Raw genomic sequence first — 13,987 nt, forward strand, 5'->3', positions numbered from 1 at the left:
AACGGAATTTACTTGACACCAGAAATGCCCTTGGAATGCATGGAATCCAGCGCCGCAAGAATATCTGCATAGACTTTTCCGGCATCTGTTTCGTGCAGGATTTCATGGCGCATATGCGGATAGAGCTTTGTGCTGATCTGCGTATACCCCGCCTGCTTCAATGTGCTTACCGTAGATGCAAATCCCTCTTTGCCGCCAATGCACGGGTCATCCTCACCTGCAAACAGGAAAATCGGCAGATCCTGATTCCTGACATGATAGTTTTTCGCATTGCCCATCCGCTGCATGCCATCCATCAGGTCCATATAGCCCTGGATGGTAAACGGTTTGCCGCAGTCAGGATCATTGACATATGCCTGTACATTGTCCTGGTTCCGGCTGAGCCAGTCCACTGGTGTCTTTGGATTTTCAATGCCTTTGTTAAAGCCGCCGGTCATCAGTTTATCCAAGGTCTTCGAATGGCCCTTCTTTCCTTTGTTCAGCCGGATGATCGCACCAATGGCCTTTGCCACACCGACTGCACTGTTATAGTTAGGCACACCGGTCAGCACCATTCCATCAATCATGTCATCATGATCAATCAAAAAGCATCTGCCGATCATTGTTCCCATGGAATGGCCAAAGTAATACACCGGTACATCCGGATATTCCTGTTTCAGTCTGCGGATGCCTTCCACGCTGCTGTTAATCAGCGTATCCCAGCCATGATCATCACCAAAGTAGCCATATGTTCCATTCTGACGTGCCTTTGGGCCATGGCCCGGCAGATCATAGGTCAGTACGGCATAGCCGCCCTGCTGCAGATAACGGGCAAAGCCATCGTAGCGGCCGTGATGCTCCTGCATGCCATGCACTACCAGCACGGTTCCTTTCACCGGTCCCTGCGGCCGGTACATTGTTGAATCCAATTCTTGCGCCATTATTTTTCACCTCAGAAATCACTTCTTAGATATTATTGTAGTAATGATGTAACCGGTTACAATTGTCATTCAGGCATGTTTGTCTGAATCGGGAACCAGTTGCACAATTGTCAAAAGACGGTATCATCACATCAGGATCAAATTCTACAAAAAGGAGCAGCGAAGATGAAAACATGCGGGATCGTGGCGGAGTACAATCCGTTTCATTATGGCCACAAGTGGCAGATTGAACAGGCAAGGAAACTGTCTGGGGCAGATCTGATCATTGCCGTGATGAGCGGCAACTTTGTGCAGCGTGGAGAACCAGCGGTACTGGATAAGTGGAAGCGGGCAGAATGCGCACTGCGCAATGGTGTGGATGTTGTCATCGAGCTGCCCTATATATATGCCACCCAGAGTGCTTCTCACTTTGCCCGCGGTGCCGTAGAACTGCTGAAGCTGGCAGGTGCAGATGCCATCTGCTTTGGCAGTGAGTGCGGCAATCTGGAAAATCTGCAGGAAATAGCCGATACCCCTGTCAATCCGGACCATCTTCATGCAGCTATGGGAAATGGTCTCTCCTTCCCGCGGGCATATTCTTTGTTAACCAGTTCCATGGCACCCAATGATATTCTTGCTGTTTCCTATCTGAAAGCATTGAAAGATACTGGCATCAAACCGATTCCTGTACAGCGCACAACCGGTTATCTGGATGATGCCATGGGACACATCGCCAGTGCTTATGCAATCCGCAAAGCCCTGCATGATCATAAAGATCTTTCCGATTCCACGCCGATGGAACAAACGCTTCTGGACGCAGAGATCCCCTGGCCTGAGAAATATTATCCTTATCTGCGTACATTCCTTTTGACCAGCCACAAAGAAGATCTGGAACGGCTGTTTCTGTTTTCCGAAGGCATTGAGAATCATCTTGTCAGCCATGCCAAGGATTGTGAAAATTACGATGACTTCCTGGATGCGTGCACAAATTATCGGTATACAAGCGGCCGAATCAGAAGATCTTGCTTACAGGCTGTGAATCAGGTAACCAAAGAGGAAGTAAAGAGACTGCCAAAGATGGATACTCTGCGCATTCTTGGCTTTAATGACAATGGCAGGCAGTGGCTGCATGATATGCGCAAAAAAGATGTGCGTGTGGCATCCCGCTTTGCGGATGTGCCATATCCATGGCGGGTGATTGAATACCGCACCTCCCTGCTGTATACCAGTGTGCTTTCCAAGGAAAAACGGAAAGAAATTCTGGACAATGAGATCCGTGGTGCGCATTATGTGAAAACCAGCGCATAAAAAAGACCAACTTCAATGAAGTTGGTTTTTCTTTGCTTACATGACTTTGTGAATCCATCCCTCAGGTGCTTCAACGGTACCATTCTGGATGCCGGTGATGGTGTCATACAGAGCTGCGATATGCTTGCCTGCATGTTCCATGCCGGACGGGAATTCAATGACGTCATCATGATCGACGATTCTGCCGACCGGAGAGATGACGGCTGCTGTGCCGCACAGGCCGCATTCAGCAAAGCCCTTGACTTCCTCGAATTTGACCGGTCTTTCATCGACCTGCATATGCAGATAATGCTCTGCGATATAGACAACAGATCTTCTGGTGATGGAAGGCAGGATGGAGTCAGACTTTGGTACGACAAGCTTGCCGTCTTTGTCAACGAAGATCACGTTGGAGCCGCCGGTTTCTTCAACATAGGTGCGGGTTGCCGGATCCAGGTAGAGGTTCTCAGCAAAGCCGGCTGCGTGTGCCATGACGCTTGCATGCAGACTCATGGCGTAGTTCAGGCCTGCCTTGACAGCACCGGTGCCTCTTGGCGCAGCTCTGTCAAAGTCAGATACCTGCAGGGCAATCGGTGTTGCACCGCCTTTATAGTACGGTCCTACTGGTGTGGTAAAGATTCTGAATTGATAGGTATCAGCAGGTTTGACGCCAATGACAACACCAGTAGCGAATTCATAAGGACGGATATACAGAGATGCACCGGAGCCATAAGGCGGTACCCAGTCAGCATTTGCCTTTACAACCTGATCAATAGCATCCAGGAATCTATCCTTGGGGAATGGCGGCATTTCAATCCGCTTTGCCGAGTTGTAAATACGCTCGGCATTGAGATCCGGACGGAAGCATACGACGGATCCATCTTTCCATGTGTATGCCTTCAGTCCTTCGAATACCTGCTGGCAGTACTGCAGCATGCCAGCGGATTCATTCAGGACAACATTGGGGTCGCTTGTCAGAGCGCCATCATCCCATTTGCCATCTTTCCAGTTGGATACATAGCGGGCATCTGTCACCCGGTAATTGAAACCAATGTTTTTCCAGTCAAGATCTTTCTTTGCCATGCATATTCCTTCTTTCTATCAGGCAGCCTCTTTATTGCTGTCAGGATATTTACGCTCTGCAGGTCTGCGGCCTGTTTCAACAAGCGTCTTGATACATGTTACCGCGACAACAAGGCCAAGTACAATCAGGAATACGGCCATGATCAGCTGCATGCCATTGACAAGGAATACAGCGGTGCCAACCATGTATGCCTTGACGTTGTTGATGACGTTAAGAACGATCGCAGTAAATGTAACAGCAAGCATCGTTGCCATCGGTGCATAGAGCATCCAGCCTTTGCGGTTGGTTGCCTTCAGGAAGACAGCGATACCGATCAGCACAAGTGCAGCGAGCATCTGGTTGGCAGCACCGAACAGTGCCCAGATATTCTGATAGCCGCCCAGGCAGAGAACGTAGCCAAGGACAAGTGTGACTGTTGTGGCAACATAGCGGTTGGTAAGCAGCTTGCGCCATGCCGGCATCTTTTCTTCATCGCCAGAGAAGAGTTCCTGGAAGCTGAGACGGCCGATTCTGCCGACGGAGTCCAATGTGGACAGAGCCAGTGCCGAGATGCACATAGTCATAAAGACGTTGGCAACGCTTGTCGGGATACCGAACTTTTCGAGGAATCCGGCAACACCAGCAGAGAAGATCTGGAATGGTGTCATGTCAGCAGGTACAGTGCCGTTGACAGCAACAGCACCAACAACGATCAGGGAAACAACACCAAGCAGTGTTTCTGTGACCATGGCGCCATAGCCAACCGGGAGCATATCCTTTTCATTACTGATGGTCTTGGAGCTTGTTCCGGAGGAAACCAGGGAATGGAATCCAGAGACAGCGCCGCAGGCAATGGTGACAAACAGAGTCGGGAACATATAGGACTTTGCACCGGTGGATGTTGTGAGGACAAAACCATTGAAGGCATTGAGCTTCATGGTCGGATGACCAACGATGACACCAAGGACACCGCCAAGGATCATACCCAGCAGCATGAAGGTTGTCATATAATCACGCGGCTGCATGAGAATCCACATCGGCATGACAGCTGCAATGAACAGATAGACCATAATCACAAGATTCCACTGATGCGCAGTGAGATAAGCTGGCATTTTCATGCCTGCTGCAAACATGAAGACAATAAGGGCAATGGCAAGTACGAATCTGTGCCATTCCTTCATCCTGCTTCCGGCTGCTTTTTCAATCAGGCCGAAGACAATTGCGCAGACAACGAACAGAATGGAGATGGTAGCGGCAGCTGCACCGTTGAAGTTCTTTGTCACAGCGCCGTCAGATCCTGTCACGTAGCCATTGAAGGTTGACGATGTCATAGAAGTGAAGGCAGCGATAACCAGGCAGCTGAACAGCCAGCAGAACAGTGTGAAGAACTGACGGCCTTTGCGTCCAATGTACTTTTCAATGACCATGCCAATGGATTTGCCATCATTCTTGACGGAGGCATACAGGGCACCGAAGTCCTGTACAGCACCGAAGAAGACGCCGCCGATCAACAGCCACAGCAGTACCGGAACCCAGCCGAAGACGGCTGCCAGAATGGGTCCCTGTACCGGTCCTGCACCGGCAATAGATGAGAACTGGTGCGCAAATACTGTCAGTCTGCTGGATGGGACATAGTCTTCACCATCATTGTGAACAACGGCAGGTGTGTCCGCTTTGGGATCAACACCCCATGTTTTGGCAAGCCATCGGCCATAAACCAAATAGCCACAGGCAAGTACGACAACTGCAAACAACAAAATGAATAAACTGTTCATACCCTCTACGTGATCCGTGTGTGTTACGGATCTCCCCTTTCTGCACTAGAAAATGAGAAGGCGCAAAAAAGACTTTCGCCTCAGCATATTAAGCAAAGACGAAAGTCTGAACTTCCGCGGTACCACTTTGCGTTCCGCACTTGTGCGGCTGCTCTTCGTGTCCAACTACCATTGGACCCCCGGATAACGGCGGGTGCCGACCCTTGCCTACTCACTTTCGCTTTCAGGGGGCTGCTCACAGATGAGGCTGACAGACGCTTTCCCTGCTGCCCTTCCACCAACGGCAGCTCGCTGTAGGTACTCGTTGAGTCTGCAGTATGTTCTGATCACTGCATCTCATTTCCTATGCGAAGATATTAGCTTTGCAAGTCATTTAAGTCAACTGATTTTCAGTAACTTTTTGAATTATTTTCATCGTCTTCAGAAACTATTTACATTTCTTACATTTAAGCGTTTACATTTCTTGACATAAGAAAAAGCAGAGCTTTCACCCTGCTTACTCTTCCTCACTTGGAATTCTGACGTTGGAATAAACCTTGTTGACATCCTCAACATCATTGAGCATATCCATCAGCTTATGATAAGACTCAATGTCTTCCGGATCAGTCAGATCCACATACTCATTCGGCAGCATTGCTGTCTCGCATCTGGAGAATTCCACACCCGGGATCAGTTTTTCAATTGCATCCTGTGCTTTGCCGAAATCTGCGAATGTTGTCTTGACTGTCATGACGCCGTCATTTACGCTCACATCCTGAACATCAACATCTGCTTCCATCAGTGCTTCCAGCATCTTATCCTCATCGGTATAAGGAAACTCGAAGATACCGTCGTTCTCATAGTTGTAAGATACGCCGCCGGCATTGACAAGCTTGGCACCGCGGCATCTGTTGAAACATGTCTTGACGTTGGTGTAGGAACGGTTTGTGTTGTCAGTCAGGCAATCAATGATCACCGTGCTTCCACCAGGGCCAAATCCTTCATAGCGTGCCTCATCATAGTTCTCATCACTGCCGCCCTTTGCCTTTTCAATGGCTCTCTTGATAACGTCAGCCGGAACCTGATTGGACTTTGCTTCAGCAATCTTTCTTTTCAGTGTGAGGTTCATATCCGGGTCAGGAACACCACTCTTAGCTGCAATATACAGCTCTTTGCCAAACCTGGAATACAGCTTGGACTTGATCGCTGCCGTTTTAGCCATTGAGGCAGCGCGTACTTCATGTGCTCTTCCCATGTATACTTTCCTCCTGTTATTTTTTACCGAACCATTATATCACGCACTTTTTATATGGGAAGTATAATTGCTTGTTCACCCAATGTTCAGCCTGTATCCACATATCTTCTCATCTTTTCTTCTATCATAGTAACAGTTACCTGGAAAGGAGAAGCCTATGTCATATAAACTGTCTGCCGCTCTGGCAGTGATTCTGCTGGCAGGCTGTGCCTCTGCACAGGCGGCTGATGTACAGGAACGCTATACGACCAAAAGTGTCTATGGCACGGTGACATCTATCAGTGGCAATGACCTGACCCTGCAGAACACGCAGAACGGACAGGACTTCACAGTGTCTCTGGACAGTTCTGTTGTGATTTATGAAAATGATGACACCATCCCGCCTTCCCAGATCCAAATGAACGATGTGCTGCTGTGTACGTATACAGATGGTGAGCTGACCGTCATTGCAGTCATCAATCCGGCTTCCTGATTCCTTTGTGCTACAATACAGACATAGAGGACACGAATTGTATGTCAGTATATGTAATGAGTGATCTTCATGGCTGTAAGGATGAATTTGATCAGATGCTGAAGATCATTGACTTCACAGAATATGATGAGCTGTGGATTGATGGCGATGTATGTGACCGCGGCAGGCATTCCATTGCCCTGCTGCAGGAAATCATGCATCATGACAACATGCACATGATTTTTGGCAATCATGATGTGTGGCTGGCACGCTATACCCAGGAGCTCATTGATGCCAAAAAGGATTCAGCATCCGTAGATATGACCAATGATCTGCTGTGCTGGCTGCACTATAATGGCGGCTACCGCACGGCAGATGAATTCATGGATCTGTCTTTTCCAGAATGCTATGACATCAAGCTGTATCTGGAAGACAGACTGCTGTACAAGTATCTTGATGTTCATGGCAGAAAGTTTCTGCTGTTGCATGCCGGTCTTTCGGAAGAATACATGCACCCGGACACAAGACTCTCAGAAGTTCCTGCGCAGATCCTGGTCTGGACGCATGCAGAGATTGATGCCAATCCATTCCCGGACTGCACCATGATACTGGGCCATGTGCCAACCTTCATGTATCATCCTAAATATGATGGCAAAATCATCCACAGTGATGATAACCGCACCATCCACATTGACTGCGGCTGTGTCTACGGCAGGACCCTGGGATGCCTCCGCCTGGATGATATGAAAGAGTTCTATGTGCCTAGCAGTTACCCGTATCTGCAGTATTATCCTGACAGTTATCTGAAGGAATGCGGTATTGAACCGCACGCATGAGCAGCGAAAGCTGCTCTTTATTTCTGTTCCATATCCAGATAGATGCGAACAGAGAATTTCTGCACAGGTGAAAAGTCCACATCGCCATGGTACTTCTCTGCCATTGAACGGATGGAGCGTGTGCCGATGCCGTAGGACGCATGCTTGCTGGAAAGGAACTGCCCGTTGCGCAGATGAACAAGTGACTGATTGTAAGTATTGGTGCATTTCATCATTAACATACTGCCATGAATGCCAGCATGCAGGGAAATCTCTTTCTTTCCTTTTACATGGCGGCAGGCCTCAACGGCATTTTCCAGCATGTTGCCAACAACGACAATCAGATCAGAATCCGCAATCTCCCCGCAAGATGCAGGAATATTTCCCTGAATATCCAACGCGATACGTTCCTGCTGACACAGAGAGTCATAATGCAGCAGCAGTGCACTAACAGCATGGTTGTCGCAATAATGTGAGATCTGGGGAGAAGGAAGCTCATTAGAGATTTTCTGCAGATAGTTTTCCAAAGCATCATAATCCTTCACCTGCATCATCTGCTGCATGACGGTGACATGATGGCGTAGATCATGGCGCTGCCGGCGCAGTTCTTCCTGATTCTTCAGCATCAGATCTGCCTTCTCTTTCTGCGCCGCGATGGCATTGTTGACAAGTGTTACCTCATCGGCAAGCTCGCCTGCTTTTGTCTGCATGAAAAAGGCATTTCTTGTGCGCATCAGAGTGATCAAAGAGATCGCAATGCCAAAGATTGAAATGGCAATTTCAAAAAAAGTGCGGGACAGATCCGTTTTGCCATCGATATAAAGTACTGCCTGGGCAATCTCTGCGCCAACCAGCACCAACAATGCAGTTGAAAACAGAATCTGTTCAGTTCTCTTTTCGGTACATGCAGTCTCCACCAGAAAACACACATCAATGCTAAGAAGGGCAATATACAGCCATTGACACGGAATCATCACCGCGGACAGCTCTATCCTGCCTGAAGCAGAAAGGCAGGCACAGCCAATGATCCAGGCTTCTGACACAATAACCAGCAGCTGAATCCATTTCTGTCTTTCCGTTTTAACCATGAATGTACTGATGATCAGAATCGGCACAATGATCAGATAAAAGCAGCTTATTTTCAGAATATACATAAAGGATGGCTGAGAAGCCACATAACAAACCATGGGATTTGCCGCAAGGCAGAACAAACCGCTCAGAATAAGCAGAATGCCTGGCCATCTGACCATTTTTCCCTGTTCTGCCACCTTGAGAAAGAAGAAGGAAATATTCAGCAGGAAAAGACCAATGGTAACAAACGCAAAAGACAGAAGCGCAGATAAAAGATAGCGGTGCAGGAGTGCATGAAGAATTGTATTCTGACTGCCGACAAGAAATGGCCGGATCTGCATTGGCTGGGCAGATGAGCCGACAGTATAAACCATTTCAATATGAATAGAGTCATTTTCCGATTCAGGAAGCGCCAGGGAAAAGGAAGTACATGGAATATTATGGAGGGATGTATCTTCAGAACTATCATAAACCAGCTGACCGTCCGCATACACATCCATAAATGCGCCATCCAGACTGACATACAGATACTGATTCTGAGCAACAGGTACATCAAAATACAATACCACCTGTTCCCCTGCTTTCAGCTTCTGGAGGGCTTCCGGCAGTTTGATTTCCAGAAGTTCTCCATTTCTCTCCATCTGCACAGAAGAGATTTCGATACTCTGTGCCGTATGATCAGAGAAGCTGTCCGTGATATTCCAGACAACGATTTCTGATGCCAGCCCAAGAATAAGCAAAACGGCAAGGACCAGGGAAACAATTCTGCCAAGAGATTTCATAATCAATTCTCCAGACTGCCAAACATGAAGTTTTTCCAGGCAGTTTTTGCCTGTTTCATGCTTGTACGGCGGATATATACGGTAGCGTCATTGGCCATGATGAATACATTCATTTCTTCATCAATGCGCTTTACCTGTGAAAGATTCACGATATAGCTCTGGTGGCAGCGCAGGAAAAGTGATGTTGGCAAAGATGTCATCAGATCATCCAGTTTTGAAGAGGTTTCAATGGTATTGCCAGATGTCAGATAAATGACCGTCATACGGTTTTGATGTTCGATATACAGAATTTCATTGAGAAACACATGTTCTGTACCATTGCGGCCTTTGACATCAATGGCTGGACGCAGCTGTTTTTGTTTCAAGGCAAAGTCCAGCACTTCATCAATATCTTTCTGCTGTAATGGTTTATGCAGATAGCGTCCCACATGAAGCTGGTAACCATCCAGGGCATGATCAAGAGATGTAGTGATAAAGGCAGCAGGCGTATCAGGGTCTTTCTGTCGGACCTTCTTCAGGACATCCACACCGGTCATACCGTTCATGTAAATATCCATCAGGATCAAATCATATTTGCCAGGCCAATAAGACTGCAGAAAAGATACGCCATCCTGAAAAGCGGAGATATCGCATTCGATCTTGCTGTTATGAAGCAATGCAGCCAATGCGTCATACTCCGGTTTTTCATTCTCACAGATACCAAGAAAAAGTTTTTCAGTGTCTGCCATTGAATCTCACCCACTCAAATTATATCACAGGGCAAATGCTCGGACTGCACCTTGCAGACAGCACTGCCAAAAAAAGGCAGAGCATTTCGCTCTGCCTCTTCACTTCCCAGGGGAACATTTTTTGTGGGAAGCCCTTACTGCCGGGTATTGCAGTTTGGGATATCATCACTTTGATTCTTCTTTTCTGCGGCGAAGAATCAGCGCAATGAACAGTGCCAGGAGACTGGATGAACCAAGCCATACCCATGTAGTAACATCCGAATTCACTCCAGTCTGTGGTGTCTTCGAAGAGTTGGATGTTGGCTTGCCGTTGTCGCTTGTGCTTGGAACAGCTGGAAGCGGTGTTGGATCAGATGAAGGTGTCGGTGACGGTTTCGGATTGTCGTCATCGGTATGCGGAACTGTTGGTTCATATGTGTTGTTGAACACAGCGCTATCTTCATCATAAGCCACTTCTATATGAAGTGTGCCATCACCATTGTCGCTTACTGTTACCGTCACTGTCTCTTCATGAGAGTCGTATACGATGTTTGCATCAGTACCGGCAACTTCACGGATTGTGTAAGTGTAGGTTCCAATTTCATCCATCGTCCAGCTGATCGGGCCGAAGACAACTTTGCCATCTTCATTGACAGCAGTAGCAATGGTCCTGCCATCCTGCACAAGCTCGAAGCTGAACTCACCATTCTGAGCATCACGTCCCGTCAGATTCTTACGTGCTTCAATGACAGCGGAGCCATCCTGAGCACTGTAAGTATTTGTGAACACAGGCTTCGTTTCAGGCAGCACAGCCTTTGCAGTACCATCCTGATCAATCACTTCAACGGTTACTTCATATGCGTTGTCATCATATGTCATACCGCCAAGACCCTGATCAACTTCTTTCAGAGTATAGGTGTGTGTGCCATAGGTGACATCGTGAATCGTACTGAATGTGATGTTTCCATCTGCATCATTGGTTCCTGTTGCAGCAAGCTGATCACCTTCATAAGCTTCAAAGTTGAACTCGCCTGCTTTCAGATCACGGCCAATCAGGTTCTTCTCAGCACTCAGAACAACATCTGTCTTCTTCAGACTGTAGGCATTGTTGAATGTGACATTGTTACTGCCAGTGCCTACCTGGATCTGCATGCTTGTGCCTGCATTTCCATTGACTGTGGCTGTCACATCATACCCTTCTGTCTCATAGCCTGTTTCAGCAATGTTCAGGATCGTTCCAAACTTTGCTTCAACATTCCAGACATACGGATCATCAGCAGTACCTGTACCAGATACAGCATCCGCAGCAGTCAGTACATTTTCACCAGCACCAGTGATTGCAAAGGTATCCGGCAGTTCATCAACGCCTGTGAAGCTCTTTGTGACTCTTACCATGTAAGTGCCTGCCTCATAGCTGTTAACAAAGTCGACATTGTTATTAGACGTTCCGATTGTAATCTCAGCAGATGTGCCATCCTTGCCATTAACGGATGTTGTTACATCATATCCGTTGACCTGATAGCCGTTCTCTGTGAAGGTTACCTTTGTGCCATAATCCGCCTTGCCTGTCCATGTGTAGGTTCCATTTGTACTCTTTGCATCATCCAGTGTGTAGACATTGCCAAGAGAATCTGTAATCTGGAAGTCCTCCGGCAGTGCTTCAACACCAGTGAAGCTCTTGGTAACTGTGAATTCATAGCTGTTAACCGTATTGGTAACAGTCAGAACTTTGCTTGTCTGATCATAGGCTTTATCGAAGTTGTCCTTAATCAGCCAGTTGAAGATCTTGTGGAAGAAGTCTTCATCTGATTCTTTTCTCAGAGAAACAACACCATCATCTTCACTGACTGTGATTGTCCAGTCTTCTGCACCTGTATAGCCAATTGGTGCAGCTTCATGCAGCGTGAAGCTGAACTTAGCACTTGGATCTGTGCCAAAGTCGAAGTTTGCAAAGTCTGCAGTCAGATCATTTTCACCATCTGTGGTTCTGGTCCAAACAACTTTGTTATTGCTGTCTGTCAGTGTGAATACTGCACCTGCCAGCAGCTTGCCATCCTGATCAACCTTGTGGATTGTGAAGGAAGGTCTATTAACATCATCATCTTCGGAATACTTCTTGGAATAGCTGTTGACGAAGCTGATGTTGTTGTCATCACCCACTGTCAGTTCGATGCCAGTTCCAGGATTTCCATTGACTGCTGCAGCCACCTGATAACCGGATACTGCATATCCTGTTTCACTCAGTGTCAGATTTGTTCCGTAAGCAACATCTCTTGTCCACTGGTATGTGAAGTCACCAGTCTTTTTAGCATTGGCCAGTGTGAGATTTTCACCCAGACCTGTGATTGCAAAGCCTGTCGGAACTTCTTCATCTGTCAGACCATTGAACTGCTTTGTGACAGTGATGGTACGTGGCTGTGCTGTATAGGTATTGCTGAAGGTAATGACGTTATTCTTTTCCTCGGCTGTTACCTTCAGAGTTCCAGATGTTTCAATCTGACCATTGACTGTTGAAGCAAGATAATAGCCATGAACAGCCATGCCGCTTTCTGTAAGCCGGAATTCAGTACCATAGTCTGCATTACCAGTCCAGGTGTAGGTATTACCCTGCTTTGCAGCATCTTTCAAAGTGTACCGCCTGCCATTTTGATCGGTGATCACGAATGTGTCCGGCAGTGCGTCTACGCCAGAGAATGTCTTGACGATTGTGAACGGATATACAATGGCAGTATTTGTAACTGTCAGAATATCGCTTGCTGCATCATAGTTCTTGCCAAGTCCATCCGTAATGACCCAGTGATAAACCTTGTGGTAGTAATCCTCACCATCTTTCTTAACGAGGTCAACCTTGCCATCATCTTCTTTGACAGTAAGAGTAAGATCTGCAGCACCTGTATACCCTTCTGGAACAGATGTTTCACGCAGTGTGAATGTATGAACTGCTTTTGCATTCTCACCGAAGTCGAAGCTGTCAGAGTTAACGCTCAGTACACCGTCGGCTGCTGTTGTGCCAGACCATACAACATTGTTGTTCTGATCGTACAGTGTGAAACCTGCTCCGGCGAGTGCTCTGCCATTCTGGTCCACTTTATGCAGGATGAATCCAGGCTTTGTCACATCATCTGTTTCGCTGAAGTTCATGACATAGCTGTTCGTGAATGCAGCAAGATTATTCTTTGTACCAACAGTAATCTCTGTTCTGTCAACTGCTTTACCATTCACTGCAGCAATTGTCTGATAGCCACTAACCTGATACCCGCTTTCCTGAATCTTCAGCTTTGTTCCATATACAGCCTTTGCTGTCCAGACATACGGATCATCCAGTGTGCCTGTTCCACTGACTGCATTTCCAGTTGTGAATACTTCATTGCCAACACCTGTAATCTTGAAGGTATCCGGCAGTGCATCAATACCAGTGAATCCCTTTGTCACAGTGACATCGTAGGTATTTGCAGTATAGACATTGTTGAATGCCATGACATTCTTTGCAGAATCTGCTGTGACTGTCAGCTTGTTACTTGTGCCTTCGGATCCATTTGCTGTTGACTTGACACTGTATCCATCGACATCAAAGTTGTACTCTGTAAAAGTAATCTCTGTCTTATACTTAGACAATATGTAAAAGCCCTCCATTAACTTGTGTGTTCGAGGATCATCCCGCATACTTGTTATTGGCTTAATAAAAAAGATGGGGGAAGTTGCCTCATCCAAGAAAGGAAGGCCTTTACATGATAGCATACGTTGGAATTGATGCACACACTACAAACTACACGCTCTCGACTTATCTTGAAGGATCAGCAGCACCTGTGAACACAAATACCTATTCCCCTGCTGTTGCTAACATCATCAGCTACTGCAAGGGAATCAGAAAAAAGGTTGGAAATGATACAGAGATCGTTGTTG

At 47.1% G+C, this 13,987-nt stretch carries 10 protein-coding genes; 3 read left to right on the forward strand and 7 right to left on the reverse strand.

Features of this window, described 5'->3' with window-relative positions; all coding sequences use genetic code 11:
- Positions 1-8 precede the first annotated feature (8 nt).
- Positions 9-920, reverse strand: coding sequence for an alpha/beta fold hydrolase (locus MOZ60_RS03540; RefSeq protein ID WP_370595660.1), 912 nt, complete (start codon positions 918-920; stop codon positions 9-11).
- Between the two features lie 165 nt (positions 921-1,085).
- Here MOZ60_RS03540 and MOZ60_RS03545 point away from each other — a divergent pair, with 165 nt between their 5' ends.
- The gene (locus MOZ60_RS03545; protein WP_370595661.1) at positions 1,086-2,207 is read left to right on the forward strand and encodes a tRNA(Met) cytidine acetate ligase; all 1,122 of its coding nucleotides are present in this window, start codon (positions 1,086-1,088) and stop codon (positions 2,205-2,207) included.
- Positions 2,208-2,243: 36 nt separating this feature from the next.
- Here MOZ60_RS03545 and MOZ60_RS03550 read toward each other — a convergent pair whose 3' ends face one another.
- The 3 genes from MOZ60_RS03550 to MOZ60_RS03560 all read right to left on the reverse strand — a co-directional run bounded on the left by MOZ60_RS03550 (position 2,244) and on the right by MOZ60_RS03560 (position 6,258).
- The gene (locus MOZ60_RS03550) at positions 2,244-3,269 is read right to left on the reverse strand and encodes a branched-chain amino acid aminotransferase (RefSeq protein ID WP_108774096.1); all 1,026 of its coding nucleotides are present in this window, start codon (positions 3,267-3,269) and stop codon (positions 2,244-2,246) included.
- Positions 3,270-3,287: 18 nt separating this feature from the next.
- Entirely contained in the window at positions 3,288-5,024 is a 1,737-nt protein-coding gene (locus MOZ60_RS03555; RefSeq protein WP_370595662.1) for a carbon starvation CstA family protein, read from the reverse strand.
- 496 nt (positions 5,025-5,520) lie between these two features.
- On the reverse strand, positions 5,521-6,258 hold the full coding sequence (locus tag MOZ60_RS03560) for a YebC/PmpR family DNA-binding transcriptional regulator (protein ID WP_108774098.1): 738 nt from the start codon (positions 6,256-6,258) through the stop codon (positions 5,521-5,523).
- A gap of 157 nt (positions 6,259-6,415) precedes the next feature.
- On the opposite strand from MOZ60_RS03560, the gene MOZ60_RS03565 reads away from it, so the two are divergent.
- Together MOZ60_RS03565 and MOZ60_RS03570 are read left to right on the forward strand one after the other, a co-directional pair.
- On the forward strand, positions 6,416-6,730 hold the full coding sequence (locus MOZ60_RS03565) for a hypothetical protein (protein WP_277010175.1): 315 nt from the start codon (positions 6,416-6,418) through the stop codon (positions 6,728-6,730).
- A 41-nt stretch (positions 6,731-6,771) separates the two neighbouring features.
- Entirely contained in the window at positions 6,772-7,545 is a 774-nt protein-coding gene (locus tag MOZ60_RS03570; protein WP_108774100.1) for a metallophosphoesterase, read from the forward strand.
- Between the two features lie 17 nt (positions 7,546-7,562).
- Here MOZ60_RS03570 and MOZ60_RS03575 read toward each other — a convergent pair whose 3' ends face one another.
- From MOZ60_RS03575 to MOZ60_RS03585, 3 genes are all read right to left on the reverse strand, one after another.
- Entirely contained in the window at positions 7,563-9,377 is a 1,815-nt protein-coding gene (locus MOZ60_RS03575) for a sensor histidine kinase (RefSeq protein WP_370595663.1), read from the reverse strand.
- A 2-nt stretch (positions 9,378-9,379) separates the two neighbouring features.
- A complete protein-coding gene (locus MOZ60_RS03580; protein ID WP_370595664.1) occupies positions 9,380-10,105 on the reverse strand; it encodes a LytR/AlgR family response regulator transcription factor in 726 nt (241 codons plus the stop codon).
- Positions 10,106-10,270: 165 nt separating this feature from the next.
- Positions 10,271-13,699: a Spy0128 family protein gene (locus MOZ60_RS03585; protein ID WP_370595665.1), complete on the reverse strand. Its 3,429-nt coding sequence runs from the start codon at positions 13,697-13,699 to the stop codon at positions 10,271-10,273.
- Positions 13,700-13,987 lie beyond the last annotated feature (288 nt).

Source organism: Grylomicrobium aquisgranense (assembly GCF_033971865.1).
In the GTDB taxonomy this organism is placed as follows: domain Bacteria; phylum Bacillota_I; class Bacilli_A; order Erysipelotrichales; family Erysipelotrichaceae; genus Bulleidia; species Bulleidia massiliensis.